This is a genomic window from Demequina sp. (genome assembly GCF_049841215.1).
Classification (GTDB): domain Bacteria; phylum Actinomycetota; class Actinomycetes; order Actinomycetales; family Demequinaceae; genus Demequina.
In genome coordinates, this window is the sequence record NZ_JASGEO010000021.1 from 14,267 (window position 1) to 33,999 (window position 19,733).

22 protein-coding genes are annotated in these 19,733 nt (G+C 66.4%); 10 read left to right on the forward strand and 12 right to left on the reverse strand.

Going from position 1 to position 19,733, the window contains the following annotated elements; all coding sequences use genetic code 11:
• Positions 1-35: 35 nt before the first annotated feature.
• The gene (locus tag QM618_RS10190) at positions 36-536 is read left to right on the forward strand and encodes a GNAT family N-acetyltransferase (RefSeq protein ID WP_428098206.1); all 501 of its coding nucleotides are present in this window, start codon (positions 36-38) and stop codon (positions 534-536) included.
• Positions 537-539: 3 nt separating this feature from the next.
• Here QM618_RS10190 and QM618_RS10195 read toward each other — a convergent pair whose 3' ends face one another.
• The 4 genes from QM618_RS10195 to QM618_RS10210 all read right to left on the reverse strand — a co-directional run bounded on the left by QM618_RS10195 (position 540) and on the right by QM618_RS10210 (position 4,320).
• Positions 540-1,424 (reverse strand): EamA family transporter, encoded by an 885-nt coding sequence (locus QM618_RS10195; protein ID WP_428098211.1) that lies wholly within the window; start codon positions 1,422-1,424, stop codon positions 540-542.
• A 26-nt stretch (positions 1,425-1,450) separates the two neighbouring features.
• The gene (locus tag QM618_RS10200; RefSeq protein WP_428098214.1) at positions 1,451-2,953 is read right to left on the reverse strand and encodes an MFS transporter; all 1,503 of its coding nucleotides are present in this window, start codon (positions 2,951-2,953) and stop codon (positions 1,451-1,453) included.
• On the reverse strand, positions 2,950-3,552 hold the full coding sequence (locus tag QM618_RS10205) for a PadR family transcriptional regulator (protein WP_428098217.1): 603 nt from the start codon (positions 3,550-3,552) through the stop codon (positions 2,950-2,952). The genes QM618_RS10200 and QM618_RS10205 overlap by 4 nt, the downstream gene beginning before the upstream one ends.
• A 123-nt stretch (positions 3,553-3,675) precedes the next feature.
• On the reverse strand, positions 3,676-4,320 hold the full coding sequence (locus QM618_RS10210) for a hypothetical protein (protein ID WP_428098220.1): 645 nt from the start codon (positions 4,318-4,320) through the stop codon (positions 3,676-3,678).
• 48 nt (positions 4,321-4,368) lie between these two features.
• On the opposite strand from QM618_RS10210, the gene QM618_RS10215 reads away from it, so the two are divergent.
• Genes QM618_RS10215 through QM618_RS10230 form a run of 4 tightly spaced genes read left to right on the forward strand, consistent with a single transcriptional unit; the run spans position 4,369 to position 7,435 of the window.
• Positions 4,369-5,394 carry an NAD-dependent epimerase/dehydratase family protein gene (locus QM618_RS10215; protein WP_428098223.1) on the forward strand — a complete coding sequence of 342 codons (1,026 nt, stop codon included), beginning with the start codon at positions 4,369-4,371 and terminating at the stop codon, positions 5,392-5,394.
• Positions 5,395-5,447: 53 nt separating this feature from the next.
• Positions 5,448-6,140, forward strand: coding sequence for a hypothetical protein (locus tag QM618_RS10220; RefSeq protein WP_428098226.1), 693 nt, complete (start codon positions 5,448-5,450; stop codon positions 6,138-6,140).
• Positions 6,141-6,182: 42 nt separating this feature from the next.
• Positions 6,183-6,776 (forward strand): hypothetical protein, encoded by a 594-nt coding sequence (locus QM618_RS10225; RefSeq protein ID WP_428098231.1) that lies wholly within the window; start codon positions 6,183-6,185, stop codon positions 6,774-6,776.
• A gap of 2 nt (positions 6,777-6,778) precedes the next feature.
• Complete coding sequence (locus QM618_RS10230; RefSeq protein WP_428098234.1) at positions 6,779-7,435, forward strand: metal-dependent transcriptional regulator; 657 nt, start codon at positions 6,779-6,781, stop codon at positions 7,433-7,435.
• Here QM618_RS10230 and QM618_RS10235 read toward each other — a convergent pair.
• Both QM618_RS10235 and tal read right to left on the reverse strand, forming a co-directional pair.
• Complete coding sequence (locus tag QM618_RS10235; RefSeq protein ID WP_428098237.1) at positions 7,419-8,663, reverse strand: Nramp family divalent metal transporter; 1,245 nt, start codon at positions 8,661-8,663, stop codon at positions 7,419-7,421. The two genes, QM618_RS10230 and QM618_RS10235, sit on opposite strands and share 17 nt — an antisense overlap.
• Positions 8,664-8,719: 56 nt before the next feature.
• A complete protein-coding gene (gene tal / locus QM618_RS10240) occupies positions 8,720-9,832 on the reverse strand; it encodes a transaldolase (RefSeq protein WP_428098241.1) in 1,113 nt (370 codons plus the stop codon).
• Between the two features lie 93 nt (positions 9,833-9,925).
• Here tal and QM618_RS10245 point away from each other — a divergent pair, with 93 nt between their 5' ends.
• From QM618_RS10245 to QM618_RS10260, 4 genes are all read left to right on the forward strand, one after another.
• Positions 9,926-10,921: a phosphotransferase family protein gene (locus tag QM618_RS10245; protein WP_428098244.1), complete on the forward strand. Its 996-nt coding sequence runs from the start codon at positions 9,926-9,928 to the stop codon at positions 10,919-10,921.
• 31 nt (positions 10,922-10,952) lie between these two features.
• Entirely contained in the window at positions 10,953-12,344 is a 1,392-nt protein-coding gene (gene zwf / locus QM618_RS10250) for a glucose-6-phosphate dehydrogenase (RefSeq protein WP_428098247.1), read from the forward strand.
• On the forward strand, positions 12,344-13,366 hold the full coding sequence (gnd, locus tag QM618_RS10255) for a phosphogluconate dehydrogenase (NAD(+)-dependent, decarboxylating) (protein ID WP_428098250.1): 1,023 nt from the start codon (positions 12,344-12,346) through the stop codon (positions 13,364-13,366). Before zwf ends, gnd begins: the two co-directional genes overlap by 1 nt.
• A 193-nt stretch (positions 13,367-13,559) precedes the next feature.
• Entirely contained in the window at positions 13,560-14,063 is a 504-nt protein-coding gene (locus tag QM618_RS10260; protein WP_428098252.1) for a hypothetical protein, read from the forward strand.
• A gap of 37 nt (positions 14,064-14,100) precedes the next feature.
• Here QM618_RS10260 and QM618_RS10265 read toward each other — a convergent pair whose 3' ends face one another.
• The 4 genes from QM618_RS10265 to QM618_RS10280 form a co-directional block, all read right to left on the reverse strand.
• A complete protein-coding gene (locus QM618_RS10265; RefSeq protein ID WP_428098255.1) occupies positions 14,101-14,316 on the reverse strand; it encodes a hypothetical protein in 216 nt (71 codons plus the stop codon).
• Positions 14,317-14,623: 307 nt separating this feature from the next.
• The gene (locus QM618_RS10270) at positions 14,624-14,923 is read right to left on the reverse strand and encodes a hypothetical protein (protein WP_428098258.1); all 300 of its coding nucleotides are present in this window, start codon (positions 14,921-14,923) and stop codon (positions 14,624-14,626) included.
• Entirely contained in the window at positions 14,920-15,255 is a 336-nt protein-coding gene (locus QM618_RS10275; protein WP_428098261.1) for a YidH family protein, read from the reverse strand. The genes QM618_RS10270 and QM618_RS10275 overlap by 4 nt, the downstream gene beginning before the upstream one ends.
• A 29-nt stretch (positions 15,256-15,284) precedes the next feature.
• Positions 15,285-15,443 carry a hypothetical protein gene (locus QM618_RS10280; protein ID WP_428098265.1) on the reverse strand — a complete coding sequence of 53 codons (159 nt, stop codon included), beginning with the start codon at positions 15,441-15,443 and terminating at the stop codon, positions 15,285-15,287.
• A gap of 65 nt (positions 15,444-15,508) precedes the next feature.
• Between QM618_RS10280 and QM618_RS10285 the strand changes: the two genes are divergently transcribed.
• A complete protein-coding gene (locus tag QM618_RS10285; protein WP_428098268.1) occupies positions 15,509-16,405 on the forward strand; it encodes an SDR family oxidoreductase in 897 nt (298 codons plus the stop codon).
• 181 nt (positions 16,406-16,586) lie between these two features.
• On the opposite strand, the gene QM618_RS10290 is transcribed toward QM618_RS10285, so the two are convergent.
• Both QM618_RS10290 and QM618_RS10295 read right to left on the reverse strand, forming a co-directional pair.
• Positions 16,587-17,390 carry a DUF559 domain-containing protein gene (locus QM618_RS10290; protein WP_428098271.1) on the reverse strand — a complete coding sequence of 268 codons (804 nt, stop codon included), beginning with the start codon at positions 17,388-17,390 and terminating at the stop codon, positions 16,587-16,589.
• A 712-nt stretch (positions 17,391-18,102) separates the two neighbouring features.
• On the reverse strand, positions 18,103-19,728 hold the full coding sequence (locus QM618_RS10295) for a cation:proton antiporter (RefSeq protein ID WP_428098274.1): 1,626 nt from the start codon (positions 19,726-19,728) through the stop codon (positions 18,103-18,105).
• Positions 19,729-19,733 lie beyond the last annotated feature (5 nt).

Genomic DNA, 19,733 nt, shown 5'->3' on the forward strand with positions numbered 1-19,733 from the left:
GGCGCCGTTAACATTCGCACGGCACAATGGCGCCCATGCAGAACTTCAGGCTGCGCGTGATGCGGGAATCCGATCTCCCCCAGGTCCAGGAGCTCAACGCCGCCGCTGGCCCCGCGATCAACCCCCTCAGCGAGGACGAGTTGGCGAGCCTGTTCGCCATGTGCGACGTGCGCCTCGTCTCAACCGATCGCAACCACAACCTTCTTGCCTTTCTGCTGAGCATGGGAGGCGGGCAGCCGTATACGTCGGAGAACTACCGGTGGTTCGAGGATCGCGGCGTTCGCCACCAGTACATCGATCGCGTGGTGGTGTCTCCCCTGGCGAAGGGCACGGGCATCGGCAGGGCCCTCTATGAGTCTGTGTTCGAGCGCGCGCGAGAGCGCGGAGCAAGTGAGGTCACCGCAGAGGTCAACGTGCGACCCGTGAATCCTGGATCGATCGCCTTCCACGAGCGGCTTGGCTTCCGGCAGCTCGCCGAGCAGGAGACGCGGGACGGCAGCGTGCGGGTGGCCCTCTTGGCACGACCGGTCTACTAGGGATCAGCTCAACGCCAGCAGCACGCACCCGGCGAGCGCCACGGCGATTCCCGCAATGTGCTTGAGGGTTAGGCGCTCCTCGAGGAAGATCCGCGCAAGCAGGGCCGTGGTCACCGGGTACAGACACAGCACCACCCCAACCACTGCGAGCGGGGCCTCGCGCAACGCGATGAGCAGCAACAAGTTCGCGACCGCGAGGAACAGCCCCGCGAGCATCGCAATGCCGCGCGTGCGAGCGTCCGCCTCTTCGTTCCCTGCACCGATTCCAACCCACGAACTCGCGCGGCGCAGGGACGCCACCCGCGACACCGCGACCGTCAGCAACACCATGAGCACGAGGCCCACCGCTATCTCCACGCCGGCGGTCACGAAGCCAGAATCGGCTGGCGCCGCGTCGAGCGCCACCACGGAGAAGCCGAAGAACGCGCCGGATACCGCTGCGAGCAGCAGCGACCCCCATCGCGCATGAGCTTGGCCGCCCTCGGCCACGCCAATGAGCGCGGCACCAGCCATGGCCACGGCGACTCCGGCCCACGCGAACGCCGTGAGCCCCTCTCGGTACCAGAACACGCCAACGACAACGGGAATCACCGCTTCCGTTGCCCCCACGATGACCGTGGCGACTCCCATCGGTGCCGCCGCGAGGCTCGCGTACAGCGTGAGGAAACCCGCGAGGCCCAGTACGCCAGCCCACACCCCGGCGGAGACCGCGGTGTGTGACCACCCGCCGGGGTACACCACCAGAGCGATCACGGACACGGCCGTCGCGCTCACGAACGACCACAGGTTGGCAACGAGCGCGCTCGACCGTCTCGAGCTCACGCCTCCCGCGAAATCAGAGGCCCCCCAGAAGATGCTCGAGGCGAAGGCAAGCAACACACCAAGCATGCCTCCAGCCTAGCCACGGGAGCCGCTCAGGCCGGGGTGCGCTCAGCCTCTTCGTCGGCGAGAGCCTCACCAGCGTCGGGCGTCTCAAGGTGAGCTGGCCGCACAAACCACAGCGCGATGAGCGCACCAATGAAGAGCACGATCGCGGGCACGATGAGCGTCTGCGTCATGGCCGTGGTGAAGCCCTCCTTGAGAGGCTCCGGGAGCTCGAGGCTCGAGGACTCTCCCTGCGGCGCGCCGCCGATATCGCCAAGGTTTGCGGCGATGCGGTTGACGATGACGGTGGCGATGGCCGCGGAGCCAAGGACACCGCCCACCTGACGGGTGGTGTTGTAGATGCCGGCACCGGCGCCCGCGGCCTTCATGGGGAGGTTGCGCGTGGCGGTGGAACCCAGTGGCGCCCAGATGAACGAACTACCAACACCCAAGAGGAACGGCGGGATCAGCAGCCACCCAATCGCGATGTCCGGGGACAGCATGAGTGACCACGTGACGATCGCCAGCGCACCGATCGCAAGACCGGGCACGGCCACCGCGCGGGGGTGCAGGCGGTCCGCGAGCTTTCCGGCAACCGGGGACAACGCGAGCGTGGCAAGCGCCGTGGGAATGGTCATGAGTGCCGACTGGGTTGGCGTGAGTCCGCGGACCGCTTGGAAGAAGTACACGAGCGGGATGAACATCGACGTGAAGGCAAAGCCGACGGTGGTGATGGCGCCGTTCGCCACGGAGAAGTTGCGGTCCTTAAACAGTTCAAGCGGAACCAAAGGTTCCTTCTTGTTGGCGCGCTGCCACAGCAAGAAGATGCCAAGCACCGCGACGCCGCCGCCGATGCACGCCCACACCCAGCCGTTCCAGTCGTAGGTGTGGCCCTCCTGGAGGCCAAAGACCAGCATGAACATGCCGAGTGCGGACAGTGCAACGCCGAGCCAGTCGAACGAGTGCTGGTGGGTCTCGAGGTGCGGCACCAAGATCTGGGCGGCGATAAAGGCCACCACGCCGATGGGCACGTTGACAAAGAAGATCCACTCCCAGCCCGGGCCATCGACGAGCACGCCGCCGATAAGCGGGCCAACCAGTGTGGCGACGCCAGCAACGGCTCCCCACAGCGCCATGGCGATGCCGCGCCGGGCGGCGGGGAAGGTGCGCGTGATGACGGCCATCGTCTGCGGCGTCATGAGCGCGGCACCAAGTCCCTGCAGTGCGCGGAACGCGATGAGGTTGCCGATGCCGGAACCGGGCAGAGAGTCCGCGAGACCGCACAGCAGCGACGAGACGGTGAAGACAACGAGCCCCGTTTGGTAGACGAGCTTGGGGCCGTAACGGTCGCCGAGGCGGCCCGTAATGAGTAGCGGCACCGCGTAGGCGAGCAGGTACGCGGACGTCACCCAGATGACCTGGTCGATGGAAGCGTTGAGGCCCTGCTGGATCGAGGGATTGGCGACGGCCACGATGGTGGTGTCGATGAGGATCATGAAGAAGCCGATGACGAGCGCCCACAGGGCGGGCCAGGGACTGCGTTCGTGGGTCATGGTTGTTCCTTGAGTGGAGTGGGGACCGGGGTGTCCCAGGACAGATCGCCTGACTCGATGTCGGCGATCACGGAAGAGAGCCACGCGATGTCCGCGCGGGCACGGTTGAGGGCGAACTCGCCGCCGAGGATAAAGCGGCGCGGCAGGCCGCGGCCGTCCGCTCGCTTCATGAGGGCCTCACCGCGAGCGCAATCCGCCTCCAGGATCGCGATGCGCTCGCGAAGAGCGGATACGACCTCGTGGGCCGGCAGGTTGTGTGCCTCGCCTATGGCGACGGTGAACTCTGGATATTCGTCCGACGGCTCGGTCACCATGGACACGACGGATCGCCTCAGCGCGGCGCGCCCTGCGTCCGTGATGGCGTACGTAGTGCGCTCTGGGCGGTTGCCTTCGCGCTCGGTGCCCGTGGCGATCACGAACCCCGCGTCCTCAAGCCAATTGATCGCGTGATACAGCGTGCCGGGCCGCACCTTGACGGTGCGGTCTTGGTTGCGAGCGATGAGAAGTTGGTACATCTCGTAGGGGTGCATGGGGCGTTCCGTGAGGAGCGCCAGAGACACCACGCCAAGCGGACGCAGCGATCCAGAGTGCTTTCCCACAGTCCCTCCCCAGGGTTGTACCGCGTCGATTATTCCAGTTGGAATATTTGGTGTCAACTAGTGCCGAGCGTGCGGCGAAGTTGGCGCAGCTAGCCGCGCTGGAGCAGGAGGAATGGAATGCGGCTACGCGGCGCGAGCGCGAATGAGTTCCCGGATCGCGTGCGACAGGTCGCGATCGTCGAGCGCGAATTTGCGCGCCGTGGGCCGCACCAGGTCGGCGACCTCAGCTGGCGAGAGCTTCTCCCCTACAAGCCGCCCAACAAAGACAACGAACTCTGGATCGGGCCGCAACGGCACCTGGGCAAGCACGCCAATCCAGTCCCACGTGACTCTGCCAAGACCGCGCACGCCGAGTACGGCACCCTCCACAGCGTCGGGCGCCTCGCTGTAGACGCGCCGCAGATCATCGCCGGAGTTCACGCCCAAGCCCACCAGCGCCTGCGCGGCGTCATGGATTACGGCGGCACGCAAGACGGGCACGCCAAGCACGTTGGTGTCTCCCCAGCCTGAGCCGAGCGTCTTCACCACTCCGTCCACGCCGCCCACGATGAGTTCGGGCAGGTCATCGAGCAAGGAGCTAGGACGGGACCTCATCACGTAGTCAACTACTGCGTCCGCGTTCGCCTGCGGAGTCTGCGCGCGAAAAACGCCGGCAATGAGCGCCAACTCCACTTGGTGCGGATAGCCCCACGGCGCAGCGTCTCGCCACCCCGCTGGAAAGAGTTCGGTAAGGCGCTCGTAGAGCAGGCGTGAATGTCCCTCAGTCACAAGCCTCAACTTACCTGCGCCAACACGCGTGCGCCTAGCATCGGACGTATGCGCATCCTCCTGATTGGCGGCACGGGACTCATTTCATCCCAAGTATCCGATTTGGCCCTCGCGGAAGGTCACGATGTCACCCTGGTGAACCGCGGCCGCTCCCTGTTGCCGAGCGCCCAAGGCGCGCACATCATCCACGCAGACGCCACCGATCCGGAGTCGCTGCGCGCGGCTCTGCGGGGGCCGCGCTTGCGCGGAGAACGGTTCGACGCTGTGGTTCAGTTTGTCGCCTACGAACCCCACCAGGTGCTCGACGACATCGAGACGTTCCGCCGCCTCACGGATCGGTACGTCCTCATCGCCACGGCCGCGGCCTACCGCAAATACGACCACCTGCGTCCGCTCACCGAGGACGTTCCGCTCGAGAACCCGTACTGGGAGTACGCACGCAAGAAGATCGCATGCGAAGAGGCCCTGCGCACCTCGAGCGACATCCCGTGGACCATCATCAGGCCAGCGCACACGTACGGTGCGTCGAAAATCCCTGGGTTCACCGGGGTCTCTCGCCACCCGTGGACGCTCGTCGACCGGATGCGGCGCGGCGCGGACATCATCCTTCCCGGCGACGGCACCAGCCTGTGGACCATCACCCACGCTCGCGACGTGGCCGCTGGCATCGTGGGCTTACTCAGCACGCCCGACGCGGTGGGCCATGCCGTGCACGTGACGGGTTCGGAGGCACTCACCTGGCGCGGAATTCACGAGGCGATCGGCAAGGCGGCGGGGGTGCCAGTGGAGCAGTTGCGCGAGCAGTTTGTGTGCGTGCCATCCGACGCGCTGGTAGGGGCGGCACCGTCGCAAGCGGGATCCATCTACGGCGACAAGATGCACCCCGCGGTGTACGACACAAGCAAACTTCGTGCCCTCGTTCCCGCGTGGGAGCAGCGCGTCCCGTTCGCCGACGGTGTTGCGGAGGCAGTGGCGTTCTTCGAGGCTCATGCAGAACTGCGCACCATTGACGACGACGCCAACGCGATGTTCGATGCACTCGGTGCGCGGTATCGGGCGGCATTGCACGCGTAAACCCCCACAAAATGGGGGGTGCGCTCAGATACGTGCGCCGATACCGTTGAGGCATGAAAACCCGCCTTGCAGCCATCGCAGTCGCCGCCCTTGTGCTCGCCGGATGTTCTTCCTCACCCGACGCCACCAGCGCCTCGCCCAGCCCAAGCGATGCGGTGACCACAGCGTCGGCCACTCCAAGCCCTAGCGTCACGCCCTCCCCCACGGAGACGGCTACCGCGATGGACTGCCCCACATGGACGGACGATCCCGACTACACGGCGGCGGCAATTGGACCCAGCAGCTTCGCGGGAGTCTGCATCGGCCAGTCGTTCGCGGAGGCGGAAGCCACCGGCGCCCCGGTGACGGCGCCCGAGTCGTGCCCCTGGTACGGACAGATCGTTGCCCAGGACGACCCCGGCTTCTACGTCACGGCGCTGAGCGACCCCTCTGACCCCGGCGGCCGCATCAACTTCTTCATCATGTACTGGTACGCGGACCCTGCTGACGCCGCGAGCTACGAGATGCCGCGCACTGCAGAGGGCATCACCGTCGGCTCCACGGTGGACGAGGTCATGGCTGCCTACCCCACGGCGTCCGAGGTGTCCTTCGACGACATCGCCCGCGGCGCACGGACACAGCTCATCGTGCCGACGAGCGAGTCCACCAGCTACAACTTCGACATTGTCGACGGCGTGGTCACCGAGGTGTCATGGGGCGAGGGCCTCATGGACGGCGGGCCTAACGGCGATCTGTGCGGAATCTAGCCGCGTACGCTTGGCACAACGGAACCATCGGAGGGAATCATCATGAAGATCGTTGGACTCGCCGCCATCGCGGTGCTCGGAGTCGCCACGCTGGCCGGATGCTCCGGCTCCACTGCGGAAGAGACGAGTGCGGCTCCAAACCCCGCCCCCACGGTTCAGGCGGAGGGCAACACGAGCACCCCAACGCCTACGGTCGGCAACCTTGACGACGCGCTGTGTGCCGCCGCCCAGGAAAGCATCGAAGTCTCCGAGACGCTCGTTGGCCGCACCGACGACCTCACCGCAATGCTGTCCGACCCCTCTTTCCTCACGGCAGAGGACGCCACCGAACTCAACGCGTGGGGCGACGACATGCTGGAACTGTCCAACCAGACGCTCGAGTTCTACACGATTGGCGTCCAGGAAACGCAAGGCGAGGACATCAACGCGGACTTCGCCGCTCTCGAGACCTTCGTCACCAAGTACACGATCACGCTGTCGCAGGATGCCGCAGACGCCGCGTCCCCAGCGGCCTTCGTTGAGAAGATTCAGGTCACGTTCACCGATCCGGACGTCCAGGATGCGGTGAGCGCCGCCCCCGCAGCCAGCGCGCGCGTTGCGGAGTACCTCGCTACCCGCTGCGGCATCACGGGCTGAGCTTGACCGACACCGGAAGCCTCTCGCCGAGTACCCAGGACTACCTCAAGGCCCTGTGGAGCCTCGGCGAGTGGGATCCGGCTGGGATCACCGTGACCGCACTCGCGGAGCGCCTTGGCGTGCGCACCTCCACGGCCTCCGATGGCGTGCGCAAACTCGCGGACCAAGGGTTCGTGGAGCACGCGCCCTACGGGGCCATTGTGCTGACCCCCGCTGGAACGGCTCACGCGCTCGCAATGGTGCGCAGGCATCGACTCATCGAGACCTTCCTTGAGCAGGAATTAGGCTACTCGTGGGACGAGGTGCACGACGAGGCGGAGGCCCTCGAGCATGCCGTGAGCGACACGTTCCTGGCTCGCATCGATGAGCGGCTTGGGCACCCCACCAGGGACCCGCACGGCGATCCCATTCCGCCGGCGAGCGGCCCCCCTCCGGCGCCAGACGCTGTACTCCTGGCATCCGTCACGCCTGGTACCAGGGCAGTTGTGACGCGCATCTCAGACGCTTCACCCGAGCGGTTGCGCGCCTTCGCGGCCGCCGGGATCCTGCCCGACGCTGTGGTGACGTTGCGTACGGACGGCGAGTTGGCCGTCGGGCAGGCTACGTACCTGCTCGCCGAGGGCGACGCGGAAGCCTTGTGGGTTAGCCCCGCACCGTGATGACGACGAGCGCCACGTTGAGGGCGACGATCAGCGCGGTCACGGCGATTGCCACGACCGTCGTGGAGCGGCGGTTGACGTAGTCCCCCAGCACGCTGCGCAGAGCGGTGAGGCGCACGAGCGGGATGAGCGCGAACGGGATGCCGAGGCTCAACACCACCTGTGAGAGCACGAGGGCCCAGGTGGGATCCACGCCGATGGCAAGGATGATGAGCGCGGGGATGAGCGTGACCGCCCTGCGCACGAGCAGCGGGATGCGCCTGAGGAGCAGCCCTTCCATGATCACGGCTCCCGCATGGGCACCCACCGAGGTGGCGGCGAGGCCGGAAGCGAGCAGGCCGACGGCGAAGGCCATCGCGATGCCTGGGCCGAGGTGCTCCACGAGGGCGGCGTGCGCTCCCTCGATCGACTCGGTGCCCTCAACGCCGCGCAGACTTGCGGCAGCCAAGAGGAGCATCGCAATGTTGACACCGCCCGCCGCAAGCATGGACCAGCTCACGTCGAAGCGGGTGGCGCGGAGAAGTCGCTGCGTTGGCTTGCTGTTGGACGTGCCGCGGTGACGATCGCGCGCGAGGGCGGAGTGCAGGTAGATCGCGTGCGGCATGACGGTGGCGCCCAGCATGCTCGCGGCGAGGAGCACGGTTTCGGGCCCCGCGAAGCGAGGTACCAGGCCTGACGCTGCCTCGCCCCAGTCGACCGGAGCCACGAACAGGCCTGCCGTGAAGCCGATGGCGATGATCGCGAGCAGGCCGATGATGACGAACTCAAAGGTGCGCTCTCCACGGCGCGAATGGACGGCGAGCAGCACCATCGACACCACTCCAACGATGAGTCCGCCAAGTGGGAGGGGGATGCCGAACAGCAGGTTGAGGGCGAGCGCGCCGCCGATCACTTCGGCAAGGTCGGTGGCCGCGGCGATCACCTCTGCTTGAGCCCAGAACGCGAGGCGTGACCTCCGGCCCAAGCGCTCCCCGATGAGCTCTGGGAGCGTGCGGCCCGTGACCAGGCCAAGCTTCGCGGAGAGGTACTGAATCAGCACCGCCATCGCGTTCGCCGCCACCAGCACCCACAGCAGCAGGTAGCCGTACGACGCGCCCGCCGTGAGGTTGGCCGCGACGTTTCCGGGGTCCACGTAGGCCACGGCCGCCACGAAGGCGGGCCCAAAGAGACGCCACAGACCCCGCTCCGGACGCGCGGTAGCACGCTCGGCAACGGCATTGTTCGGCATGCCGAACAATTTACTCTTCGTTGCACGTGCCGTTGACCGCGCGTGCGGCAGAGCCGCTACTGCTTGAGCGCCTCGCCCACGATCCCCAGCAGCTCCTCCCACGCCTTGATGAACTTGTCCACGCCCTCTTGTTCGAGCACGCGCGTCACGTCATCGAAGTCGATCCCCACGGCCGCTAGCCTCGCGAACACGGCCCGCGACTCGTCGTAAGTCCCTCGAATCGTGTCCCAACTCGAGGGATCGCTCGGGACGGAGCCGTGGTGGTCGAAGGCATCGATCGTGGCCTGCGGCATGGTGTTCACGGTGCCTGCCGTGATGAGCTCGTCCACGTACATCGTGTCCGGGAACGACGGGTCCTTGGTGGACGTGGACGCCCACAGCGGCCGCTGCGGGCGGGCTCCCTTGGCCGCGAGCGCCTGCCACCGCTCCCCCGCACTCACCTGCTCAAAGTGCTCGAAAGCGAGGCGCGCGTTAGCGATGGCGGCCGTGCCTTTGAGGGCGCTACCAGGGTCTATGGCCTCCAGCCGCTTGTCCACCTCGGAGTCAACCCGGCTCACGAAGAACGACGCCACCGACGCGATGGACGCGAGATCGTGCCCGTTCGTATCCGCCTGCTCCAGCCCGTCGAGGAACGCGTCGAGCACCGCCGCATACCTGTCAAGCGAGAAGATGAGCGTCACGTTCACGGAGATGCCTGCAGCGAGCACATCGGTGATCGCGGGCAACCCCTCCACCGTCGCCGGAATCTTGATGAGCACGTTTGGCCTGTCTACGATCTCCCACAGCTCCTTGGCCTGCGCCACCGTGCCAGCGGTGTCATGCGCGAGCCGCGGATCCACCTCGATCGACACGCGCCCGTCCACGCCATCGGTGCCCTCGAACACGCCCCGCAGCACGTCCGCCGCCGCGCGCACGTCATCCGTGGTGAGCGCGCGCACGGCCTGCTCGGCATCGAATCCCTTCGCGCCAAGGTCCGCGAGCTGCGCGTCGTACTGGGTGGCGCCCTTTACCGCGGCCGCAAAGATGCTGGGATTGGTGGTGACGCCCACGATGTGGCGCTTCTCCACGTCATGCGCGAGCGATCCGGTCTCGAGCCGTTCGCGGCTTAGGTCATCGAGCCAAATGGATACTCCTGCGGCGCTCAACGCACCCAAACGATCGTCGGACATGGCAGTGCCTCCTCGTAGTAGGTGGTTCTCCTCTCACCCTACGTGCGCGCAGCCGCGCACGCGCGCCCAAGAGCGCGCCCCTATAGTGGCGTCATGTTGCGCTCCCAGCGTCCCCTCACCCTGACGGAACTGGAGAGCGTGCTTGCGCCGCTCGGCACCCCCGTGGACCACACCGAGTTGAGCGGCGGCACGTTCAGCGCCGTGCAACTCGTGAACCTCGCGGACGGGCGCGCCGTTGTCGTCAAGACCTCCGTGCCGGACCACAACGATCACAACGCCCTGCTCACGTACGAGCACGACCTCTTGCGCGTTGAGGCGGACATGCTCGCGTTGCTTGGGCCTGTTGATGGCGTACCAACCGCCACGCTGCTGCTTGAGGACTTCACGCGCTCGCACGTTGAGGTGGAGGCCATCGCCACCACATTCCTGGCTGGCAGTCCGTGGGATCGCACCACCCTTTCGCCCGACGCTGAGGCGAGGGCCTCTCGAGACGTTGGCGGGGTCTTCGCTCGCCTTCACCGCCTCACCTCGCCTCGCTTTGGCTACCCGGCTCGCGACTTCGCGCTGGGAGGCGACACGTGGCCGGACGCCTTCAACGCGATCTTCCACGCTCACCTCGCGGACGCCGAAAAGTACGGCGTGGACGTCCGCGCGGACGAACTCCGCGACGTCCTCACGCGCGGACAGGACGCGCTGGGCCAGGTGACCACCGCATGCCTAGTCCACAACGATCTGTGGCCAGGCAACGTGCTACTGGACCCAGCGTCGGGCCGTGTGCAGGGCATCGTGGATTGGGAGCGAGCCCTGTATGGGGACCCACTGATGGACTTTGTTGGCATGGCGGCGTTCAACACAGGGCCGCTCCCGGAGCATCACGTGGCCGGCTACCTCGAAGCCGGCGGCATCCTGACGCTCGACGACGCCGCGGATCAGCGGATCGCGCTGTACCGCCTGGCGCTTGCCACAATCATGCTCGTGGAGGTGCTGCCGCGCGGCTTCGAGGGCGACTGGCTTCCCGAGCACCTGGCCACCACCACTCGCACGCGCGATGAGGTGCTCGCTCACGCGCAAGCCACGTTCCCCGCGTAGGGTGTAAACGGTCACTCATCAGGGAGGTCACGTGTCCACAGTGAAGTCCGACGCCCTCGTGTTCTTTGGCGCGAGCGGCGACCTCGCGAAGAAGCAGATCTTCCCCGCGCTGTACGGAATGGTGGAGAACAGCGAGCTGGACGTGCCGGTGATCGGCGTCGCCTTCTCCCAGTGGACGCTTTCCGATCTCAAGAAGCGCGCCACGGAGTCCATCAAGGCCGCAAGGCCCGACGCTGACAAGGCCACCCTTGACCGCTTGCTCTCCCTGCTGCAGTACGTGGACGGCGACTACGCGGCACCGGCGACCTTCGAGGCGCTCAAGGCGGCAGTTGGGGACGCGCAACACCCCACGCACTACTTGGCGATTCCGCCGTCGATGTTCGAGACCGTCATCAAGGGCCTCAAGACGGTGAAGCTCAACAAGGGCGCGCGCGTGGTGGTGGAGAAGCCGTTTGGGCGCGATCTGGCGTCTGCTCAAGAACTCAACCGCGTGATTTCCAGGGCCTTCCCCGAGGAGGCGGTATTCCGCATCGACCACTACTTGGGGAAGGAGGAGATCATGAACCTGCTGTACTTCCGGTTCGCGAACGCCTTCCTCGAGCCCGTGTGGAACCGCAACTACATCGAATCTGTGCAGATCACTGCGGCCGAGGATTTTGGAGTGCAGGGTCGCGGGGCGTTCTACGAGTCAGCGGGCGCGCTGCGGGATGTGATCGAGAATCACCTGTTCCAGATCCTCGCGCTGCTCGCGATGGAGGCCCCCGCGTATCGCGGATACGCGGCGGTGCAGCAGGCGAAGACGTCCGTGTTCAAGGCGATGCGCCCGCTCACTCCCGACGACCTGGTGCGCGGCCAGTTCGAGGGCTACCGCGACGAGGCGGGCGTGGATCCCAAATCTGACGTCGAGACGTTTGCGGCCGTGCGCGTCTTCATCGACTCGTGGCGGTGGGCGGACGTGCCGTTCTACTTGCGCGCGGGCAAAGCGATGCCCGTCACCGCTGTGGAGATCTTCGTGAGCTTCAAGCGGCCCCCGCAGGCGCTGTTCGAGGACGCCGTCTCTCGCCACCACCACCCCAACTACCTCCGGGTTCGGTTGCAGCCCAACTCGGTGATCGCTTTGGGCGCGCGCGTAAAGGTGCCTGGCGAGGAGTTTGTGGGAGATAAGCGGGAGTTAGTGGTGGATACGGAGCACCCAGACGAGCGCCCTCCGTATGAACGCCTCTTGACGGATGCTCTCGACGGCGACCGCGCGCTGTACTCCACCGAGGACGCCGTGGAGGCAGCGTGGACGGTCGTGGAGCCCGTGCTCACGCAACACCACCGCGCGATTCCTTACGCCGCCGGCACGTGGGGCCCTGAAGAAGCCAATGACCTGCTCATCGGAGACGACACCTGGCGCGTCCCCGTTCTCAAGGAGGACTAATGCAACTCGGAATGGTTGGCCTGGGGCGCATGGGCGCCGGCCTTACGCGACGGCTCATGCGCGACGGCCACGAGGTGGCCGTGAACGACGTCTCGCCCGACGCTATTGCGGCCTTGGCGGCAGAAGGCGCCATCGCGGTGCCTTCGCTTGCGGACTTCGTGACGGCGCTTGAGGCGCCGAGGGCGGTGTGGGTCATGGTGCCCGCTGGCGCGATAACGCAGAAGGTGATCGCGTCGCTCGCGGAGGTGCTCGAGCCTGGCGACACGATCATCGACGGCGGCAACTCCTATTACCGCGATGACATCGCGCACGCGGCAATGCTTGCCGAGAAGGGTCTGCACCTCGTGGACTGCGGCACGTCAGGCGGCGTGTGGGGACTCACGCGCGGCTTCTGCCTGATGATTGGCGGCGAAACCGACGTCGTGGAGCGCCTGGCTCCGATTTGGACCACAATCGCCCCCGGAGTGGAGGGGGCGCCCCGCACCCCGGGCCGATCTGGTGATCCTTCGCCTGCCGAGGAAGGGTGGCTGCACTGTGGCCCCACTGGCGCGGGCCACTTCGTGAAAATGGTGCATAACGGCATCGAGTACGGGCTCATGGCCGCCTACGCCGAGGGTCTCAATGTGCTCAAGAACGCGGGCATCGGGCGGGCGGAGGCATCCTCCGATGCGGAGACCGCGCCCCTGGCGCACCCCGAGTTCTATCAGTACGACATCGACATCGCAGCTGTCTCCGAGGTGTGGCGACGCGGCTCGGTGATCCAATCGTGGCTGCTGGATCTCACGGCAGAGGCGCTCCACGCGGACCCCGAGCTCGAGGGCTTCTCCGGCCACGTGTCGGATTCCGGCGAGGGCCGCTGGACGTCGATCGCGGCGATCGACGAGGGCGTCCCCACACCCGTGCTCACCACGGCGCTGTACTCGCGCTTTGCGTCGCGAGACCTCGACCTCTTTGCGGAGAAGACACTCTCCGCGATGCGCAAGGGCTTTGGCGGACACCAAGAAAAGCCAACGGGCGAGTAGGCTCGCGAACCAACAAGGACGAGGGGGAATGGTGCGGGCGATCATTATTGGGGTGTGCGCTCTCGCGCTTGCCGGATGTACTGGAATGGACTCCGAGCTGTCAGCGAGCACGGTCCCTACCGAGAGCGTCCGCGAATCGCCAATACCAAGCGCAACGCCAAGCCGAGCTCCGAGCCCGACGCCAACGGCGACCATGGCCGTTGCGGACATTCCCTTTGGTGCGATCAGGCTCGGAACCACTCCCGCATCGCTCGCCGATGCACTTGGGATCGAGCCGAACACGTGCGGAGACGCAAGCAACGTGTACTTCGAGTCCGAGGACGGCTGGGAGCTCAACGTCCACACCGACGAGGGCGACGGCACGGGCGACTACCTCGCGTGGCCATTGACGCTCATCGCTGTGAACCAGACGCAGTGGCATGAAAGCGTCGTCGACGAGCCCTTTGGCCCAGTAGGAGCGGGCGGCCTGCAGCTTGGGATGTCGCTTGAGGCTCTGCTCAAATCCGCAGGCGAACCTTCAGCAACGCTGCTCGGCGATACACACGTGTTCCCTTGGGGCGAGGAGACCTTCGATCTCTACGAGTTCGAACGCCTGGACGGCACGCCCTACGTGGTGACAGTCATGGATGGCGCTGTGGTGAGCTTTGTGACGCCTGCGACTGTCGATGACTTCCGCTATTCGCTGTACTGCGATTAGCGCATGGTCGGCGGCACGGCACGAGCCGTGCCGCCCGCTAAGGGGCGACACGGCTGGCCGTAGTAGCAATCGATCGCATACGCGCGGCGCGCGCACGCAGGTAAGCGCGGCGAACCGCCACGTAATACGCGCCGCTGACGCTCGCACGGATTGAGCTCGCGGGCTTGGCCGACGCTCGGGTGGCGTCCTGCACAAGGCGCGCGTGCTCCACGTGATGAAGCGAAAGCAGCGACACAGGGTCGTTGGTGTACATGGTCCTCTCACCTCCCCTCGGCGTGCGAAGGGATGCGCGGGCGCTCGTCAAAGCGCGCTGAAAAGTTGCTTTTGCCTGGTTGGCGGATCGCTCACGCGGTGGGCGTGGAACGGGCGGGCGGCCATGAGGCCGGGGCGGTGTTAGCCGCGCACTCCGCGCTCAAGACGCGAGGGCGCTACGGCGAGATCCGGTGTCATTCCGGTGATGTTCAACATGCCGTGCGCCTCCTTTTCGCGTTGTGGGTTAACTGGACCATCGGAGAACCTATCAGGGGCTCCCGGAGGACAAAAGGGATTTTGCCTAATCGTTACCGGACCCAGAGCCACCACAGTGCCACGAGCCCAAGGAGCCCCGCCAAGCCACACGCCGCGGCGAGCCTAAGTACGGGACTGTGGTCAGCGTCGGGCCGCTTGCCGCCAAGTTCACGGGAGATGTGAATGCTAAGTGCCCCTGACACCAGGATCGTCACGGCGGCGAGCGCTACGGGAATCCAGCCGAGCGCTTCCGCAAAGAGGCGAGCCCCAACCACGGCCACCACCACCCACCGCAGGGAGGTGCGTCGCCACGCGAGCACCGTGAGCTCGCGCGCAGACGTCTCTGGGGTCACGCACCCACCAGCAGGCCAACGCCCACGATGACGACCGCCGCGATGACGCCCGCCACGAGCACGTGCCGCAGTGCGGGCGCGGGCACGGCCTTTCCAGCGCGCGCCGCCGAGTCCGTCGCGCGCCAGCCCACCCATGCCTGCACTGCCGCGGCGATGCCGAGCAGTACAAAGATCGTCGCGGAGGCACGGCGCCAGGTCTCCTGAATGGGGACGTCGAAGGCCTCGAGCGCCACGCCCGTGACGACGAGCGCTAGCGACGTGCGGATCCACGCGAGCAGGGTGCGCTCATTGGCGAGGATCACTTGGGCGCTTGGGGTCTTGTCGTCGGCCACAAGCCTGACGCTATCGCGGGCTGGCGCTTTCAGCCGTCCTTTGTCTCGCCCTTTTCCTTGCGGGTCTTGTTGACGGTGGCTGCGGCGATCTGTTCGGCCTTCTTCTCGCTGCGTCCCTGCTCCAGTTCCGACTCCTTAACGTGCTCGTACTGGCGTTCGCGCTTGTCGGACCATTCCTTGGGGCTCATCTGGCGCCTCCATATGGGGTTGAATAACGTTATCTACGCTAACCCCACGTCCCCTGGAGACACCGATGTCACCCGATCAGCTCACCTTTGACAATCCCGTGACGCGGCACTCGCACATCGTGCCCGAGGTCTCGTGGCAGCCGTTCCCCGGTCTCGACGCCCGCTTGACGCCACGGGCTGATCACGGCGAGACGACGTATCGCGGGACCGGGCGACTTGTGGGGCGCCGAGCGCTCATCACGGGTGCCGATTCCGGGATTGGAGCGGCCGTCGCGATCGCCTTTGCGCGCGAGGGCGCAGACGTCGCCATGTCCTATCTGCCCGCCGAGCAGGAGGACGCGGAGGCCATCGCCGCCCTGGTCCGCGCAGAGGGACGCACGGCGGTGCTGCTGCCTGGCGATATTCAGGATCGCGAGTTCTGCCGTTCCCTTGTGGCCGACGCTGTGGCCGGGTTGGGCGGGCTCGACATCTTGGTAAATAACGCCGCTTACCAGGTGTATCACGAATCCTTCGACTCACTCGATGAGGAGAATCTGGACCAGACCATCCGCACCAACCTCTACGCCATGTTCTGGATCACGCGCGACGCGCTCCCCCATCTTGGGCCGGGGTCCACGATCATCAATTCCACGTCCGTGCAGGGGTACAACCCCTCGCCGATGATCATCAACTACGCCACCACCAAGTTTGGAATCAACGGGTTCACGAAGGCGCTCGCGCACGATCTTGCTCCGCGTGGAATTCGCGTGAATGCGGTGGCGCCCGGGCCCGTGTGGACACCCCTGCAGGTGACCGACGGCCAGCCTCCGGAGAAGCTTGACGGGTTTGGATCCACCTCGTGGCTAGGGCGCACCTCGCAACCAGTAGAGCAGGCTCCGGCGTATGTTTTCCTCGCCTCCCCGGAGTCGTCCTTCGTGGTGGGAGAGGTCATCAACGTCAACGGCGGAGCCAACGTTCCGTGATCTGAGGCGGGTTTCTGCGCGAACTTGGCCACAGCGTCGGGAAGTTTCGCGAAACTTTCCACGCGCGGGCGCGCGTTGCGAGTTCCCGGCCCAGCCACAGCGTCGGCCCGGCCAAGGCTTCGGCCCAGCCACAGCGTCGGCCCTGAGGCGCGAGAAGCGCCCTAGCGGCAACCACCGCGTCCTAAGCGGCTGATGCGACGCGTACGTTGCCGCCAGCGCGCACCGCGATCGCAGCGCGGATGACTTCGCGGCACCAACGCGGCCGCGTCATGACGTCGTCGTAGCCGATTCGGATCGTGAGGTAGCCCATGGTTGCGAGCGCAGCATCGCGCGCATTGTCACGCTTCTTCGCCGCGTGCGTGCCGTGCACCTTGGCCCCGTCGAACTCGATGATGGTGCGCGTGGGCTCGTCGAGCGTGTCGACCACATACTCAGTGCTCATTGCCGGGATGGTCACCTGCCGCCCGAGGTCGCGGAAGTCCGCCGTGTTCAACACTGTGCGCCGGGCGCGGTGCTCGAGGTAGCTCTGGATTCCTTCGCTCGCCGCATGCAGAATCGCGACCAACTCCCGCCGCCGCCTCACTCTCGGCATCTTCGCAAGTTCCCGAAGCACCGCGGATCCCTTGATGCTGCTCCTGCGCATCGCCTCGAGAACAGTCGAGATCTTGTCCACGTCGCGCGCCTCGATCCAGGCGTCGATCAGCGCACGCTCTTTACTGGCACACATGACGCCTCCGCTCACCTGCCGCGTCGTGACCATGCCGCACCTCACCACGCGCAGCCAACTCGGGCCTGTGAGGTGCAAGTTTCTTGGCGTAATCACAGTAACGACGGCGGGTTCAGACTCGCACAGCTCGAAGAGATACAGCGCGGCGAGGCCGCTGACGACGCAACTTCGCGGCAACCACAGCCGCAACGCCTCGACTCGCGTCTCGAAGGAGCGCGCTCTCGCGGGGTGCGCGAAGACCCGCGGAAGGATCTCCACGACATGTCCCTGCGTGACCGCATTTCGAACCACTTTGCGGTCGAAGCGCCGTGCGAGTTGGCGCGATGTCGCGCAGCTCCGCGGGCGATCTAGGTACGCGACGAGCTCGGGGATGCGATTGGGTCTTGGCATCGTCACAGCATTCCGCGCTTCCCAAGCGAGCTGCCGTCGGCTACCTCCGATCTGTGGATGGAGATATCGCGAGGCCGCGCTGTGGATATAACTGCAGTGGAGTCAGGTGCCCTCGGGTGGACTCTCGAGCGCCCCGGGGGGCGCGGATGAGCACCGGGGGCGCGGGTGCGCCCTGGCTGGCACGGATGCGCCCCGGGGGGCGCGGATGCGTCCTGGCGGCAACCACGGCGTCGGAAGAGCCCCTTAGGACCCGCCCCTTGCCGCCAGGAAGCATTCGGGGTGCGGGGGCCGGCGCCAAAGGGCCGACGCTGTGGCTGGCTCGCGTGGGTGGGGGCGCGGATGCGTGCCTTGCGGCCAGGAGGCACGTGGGCGCGGATGCGCACGCGGGCGCGGATGCGCACGCGGGCGCGGATGCGCCCTGGCGGCAACCACGGCGTCGGAAGAGCCCCTTAGGACGCGCCCCTTGCCGCCAGGAAGCATTCGGGGTGCGGGGGCCGGCGCTAAAGGGCCGACGCTGTGGCTGGCTCGCGTGGTTGGGGGCGCGGATGCGTCCCTTGCCGCCAGGAGGCATGCGGGCGCCCTACAGCTCCAACCTCATCTGATCTGCATCCAGGCGCCGCAACTGGTCCTCGAGGGCGGCTGCGCTGAAGGTTCCAAGATCGCGGATGTCGAGCAAGGCCTCGCGGGTGGCCTTCACCAGTTCGAGGCCCGCCGCAACGCGGTCCTCCTTGCTCGCGGTGCTGAGCCGCGCGCGCAGTTCGGCGGTGGCCTCGTTGAGTAGCTCAGCCAACTCGTGGCGCTCACCCTCAAGTTGCTCGGGGGTTGGTCCGGGATCCGGCTTGAGCCACCGCATCACGAGCCCCATGGTGCCGCCCTGGATCCCAAGCGACGCCACCGCCACCAAGAACGCGATCAGCACAAGCATCGCGCGCGAGGGAGCGTCGTGAGGCAACGTCTGCACCGCCGCGATCGTAACCACACCGCGCATCCCCGCCCACACAATGACGGTCCCCTCTCGCCACCCGAGCGGCTGCTCGATCATGTGGGCGATGTCGGCAGACAGCCGGGTAAGGCGCTGGCGCATCTCGTCACGGGACGCCCGCCGCATGCGCCACTTGCCGCGCCGCGGGGGCAGCGGAATGGCTGCGGTGTGCGGCACCGAGTCCACACGTTCGCGGAACTTCTCAATCTTGGGTTGCATCCGTTCTGCGCGGAGCGCGCGGCGATGGAGTTGCCACACCAAGGGCCCTACGAACGCCGCCCTCACGAGCAGCGTCGCCGCGAGCGCCAACGCGGCAATCCACAACGCGCTCGTCACGCCTTGGTGCTTGTCCCTCACCTCGTTGACGACGCCAACAATCTCCAGGCCCATGATGAGATACACGGCGCCCTCGAGCACCATCTCGATCGCCTTCCACGTGGTGCGGTCGGACACCCGCTGTTGCGGAGCAAGCGCCCGCGCCGCACCGGCGCCCGTAACCAGGCCGGCAACCACCGCTGCCACTAGGCCGGAGGAGTTGAGCAGCTCAGCCGGAATTGACGCCACGAACGGCACCGTGAAGGAGATGACAGTGGTGACGACAGGGTCGCTGATACGCCCGCGCACCCACAGATTGAGCCGGCCAATCGCCCACCCGATCGCCGCGGCCACGGCCATCGAGTAGACCAGCTGCAGCGTCACGCCCCACAGGCTCACCGCCACCGCCGCCGCACCAACGGACGCTCTCACGAGCACCAGGGCCACCGCATCGTTCAGCATGGACTCGCCCTCAAGCACCGTGACCACGCGAGGGTTGATGCCAAGACGCCTGATGATGCCCGTGGCCACTGCATCCGTTGGGCTCACAATCGCGCCAAGCGCGAACGCCCACGGAAGCGTCATACCTGGTATTACTGCCTGGAACAAGAATCCGAGCACCACGGTGGAGATGATCACGAGCACAACGGAGAGCCCTGAAATGGACCGGATCTCCCGCCGGAAGTCGGTAGCGGGAATCGACACCGCCGCCGCGTAGAGCAGGGGCGGCAGGATTCCAGCGAGGATGATCTCGGGCTCGATCACGATCTCCGGGACTCCCGGTACGAGGCTCGCCGCCACCCCCAACGCCACGAGCAGCAGCGGCGCTGCGATCCCCAGCCGCGGCCCGGCAAGCGTGGCGAATGCGATGCAAATCAGTCCAAGTACCGCAACTGCCAGCAGTTCCACGCGCG